The following is a 1,385-nucleotide window of genomic DNA, read 5'->3' as shown; positions in this document are numbered from 1 at the left end:
GGGTTAAGGGTCAAAATGTGTGTCTGGCTCGGCGTGTCGCGGGGGTTAGATTTGGCCTTTTTGAATGCCGATTGAGTGGGTGTAGTCGGTGTCGATAGCGTTGTCGTAGAGGGCTGGGCGTCCTGTTTCGTGGTCGGCTTGGTTCTCGGTTTGGGTCAGGGTGGATACTTTGGCGAGTTGGCCCTGGCCCCAGTCGGACTGCCTGGCGATTCGTACTGGATCGTCAGGCAGTTCCGTTTTTAAGTAGAGCCACCAATCCAGCATGCGGCGTTGTCGTTCGCCTGATCTGCCGCGGTGGGTTCTGGCGAGCAGTTTGAGCTGGGCGTTGATGCCGCCTTCTAAGCTGTTGGTGGTGGATTTGATCCGCTCGGGCGCAAGGACTCCTGCTGGCGGGTTGAGGTAGACAAACAGCATCTCGGACCGCCAAAGATGGTTGAGGCTGTTGTAGGCCTTGCGCACGTTGTGGTGGGTCCACACGCGGGTCCATGCACCTGTTTTGGGGTCTTTGATCATGGTTTTCTCGTTCATCCATTCCCGGTAGATCGTTGAAAACTCGTGCAGTTGCACACCCCACGCGGCGGCTTCATCCAGTGTGGTGATCCGGGTCAGTTTCAGCGCAAGTCGGTAGATGGTGCGCCCGGCATCGGTGCGTGGGTTGGTGGTGGTGTAGCGGCGGACCACGCGTTGGGCGTGGACGAGGCAGCGTTGAATTTTCGTAGTCGGCCAGCACTTTTTGATTGCGCTGTATGCGCCTTGGCCGCCGTCGATGACGGCGATGAGTGGGGCTTCGATGCGTTCAAGCAGCAGTTGGTAGTCGCGGGTGGTTTCGTGTTTGCACCAGTGCCAGGCGATCACGTGGTCGATGGTCGCCGCGACGATCAGGCAGCCACCGGCGGTGTAGGTGCCATCGAGAAATACCTGGTCGTAGATCCGCTTGTGGTGGCCGGCGGTGGGGTCAGGCACATCAACGAGCCAGCACCACTTGAAGCGCCGCTTCATGGTGGCGCGGCTAACACCGTTTCGTTTGGCTAGGTCGTCGAGTGATATTGCGGTGGTGCAATGCTCGATGAACTGGGTGAACACTGCCGCGTTGGTGATGTCGTTTCGACGTTTGACGCTGGAGGCGCCGCATTGTTTGCAGCGCCATCTGGTGGTGCCTTTGCTGGTGGTGCCGTTGCGTTTCATTTCACCGCCGCAGTGGCAGCGTGGTTGGTTCTTCGACATTGCGACACCACACCACGCCGCGCATAGCACATCACGGCTGCCACACCGAGGATTTCCCGTCGGGGGCTAGATATATGCTTCCGGAGCATATACTTTCCGGAAACCTACAGGTCAATCCGTGAAAATCCGCGATTCCGGACACACTTTTTGACCCTTAACCC

Annotated in this window: 1 protein-coding gene; it reads right to left on the bottom strand. The window is 58.4% G+C overall.

The features are described from left to right. Positions 1-45: 45 nt before the first annotated feature. On the bottom strand, positions 46-1,224 hold the full coding sequence (locus tag QP990_RS12080; protein ID WP_005323424.1) for an IS256-like element IS1249 family transposase: 1,179 nt from the start codon (positions 1,222-1,224) through the stop codon (positions 46-48). Between the last annotated feature and the right edge of the window lie 161 nt (positions 1,225-1,385).

It is taken from the genome of Corynebacterium sp. MSK071 (assembly GCF_030232125.1).
Taxonomy (GTDB): Bacteria; Actinomycetota; Actinomycetes; order Mycobacteriales; family Mycobacteriaceae; genus Corynebacterium; species Corynebacterium kefirresidentii.
This window is presented reverse-complemented; position numbering and strand designations above follow the sequence as displayed.